The following is a 1,021-nucleotide window of genomic DNA, read 5'->3' as shown; positions in this document are numbered from 1 at the left end:
TTTTCACTTCAGAATAAAAGGTATTGATTGTGATGGAAGGAATCCGTGGAGAACAGAGTATCGCTGAACTCTGTCGTAAATATAGTATATCCGACAGCACTTACTGCAATGGAATAAGGAATTTATTGAGGCTGGCAAAGCTCGCCTTGATGGTGATACCGTCCGTGAAGCAACGAGTGATGAGGTAAAGGAACTTCGTCATGAAAATATTCGCTTAAAAGAAGCCCTTGCCGATTTGGTAGTTAGATATGACGTTGTAAAAAAAAGCTTGAAACTCATCGAATAAGTCCTATGCATGAATCGTATATACGTTATAGTGCGGAAGAGAGAGAGCATCGTTCAAACAGTAAAACGTTCAGAGCCTGAGTATTGTTCAGGCACTTAAGCGTTTAGGAATCCCTATACGTACCTTTTATAATTGGTATAAGATATATGCTATGGGAGGTTTGAATGCTCTCAGAGCAACACATTACAGAGCACCTACAACGTGGAACCGCATCCCCGACCATATTCGACAAATAGTGGTTGAACTTTCTTTAGAGCATCCTGAGCTCACCCCCAGGGAATTGTCCGTTCTTTTATTGGAAGAAAGTCAGATATTCGTTTCAGAATCAAGCTTTTATCGTATTCTGCACGAAAGAGGTCTATTGGAACGTATGGAGCATGATTTCGTCCTTGCAGCTGATGAGTTCTATCATAAGACTAAATTCCCCAATGAGATGTGGCAGACCGATTTTACCTATTTCAAAGTCAAGGGTTGGGGCTGGTATTATCTCTCTACAATAATTGATGACTACAGCAGGTATATTACCCATTGGGAGCTATGCTCGAGTATGGATGAGTGGGTAATTATAATGAAAAAAGATTTCATGAATCATTGGATAATCTCACACCCAAAGACGTATATTTAGGACAAGGGGAGAAAATTAAAAAGATAAGAGAAATAATAAAGCAAAGTTCAATCAACAAAAGAATTTTTGATAATAAAACAATGAAATATCAGAGTAAATAACTATATTTG

Annotated in this window: 1 protein-coding gene; it reads left to right on the top strand. The window is 38.2% G+C overall.

The features are described 5' to 3' along the window. Positions 1–362: 362 nt before the first annotated feature. Positions 363–911 (top strand): DDE-type integrase/transposase/recombinase, encoded by a 549-nt coding sequence (locus HMPREF9420_RS13065; RefSeq protein ID WP_315969394.1) that lies wholly within the window; start codon positions 363–365, stop codon positions 909–911. Positions 912–1,021 lie beyond the last annotated feature (110 nt).

The organism is Segatella salivae DSM 15606, from assembly GCF_000185845.1.
Taxonomy (GTDB): domain Bacteria; phylum Bacteroidota; class Bacteroidia; order Bacteroidales; family Bacteroidaceae; genus Prevotella; species Prevotella salivae.
The sequence above is the reverse complement of the archived record's forward strand: the minus strand, read 5'-3'. Positions and strand labels throughout refer to the sequence as shown.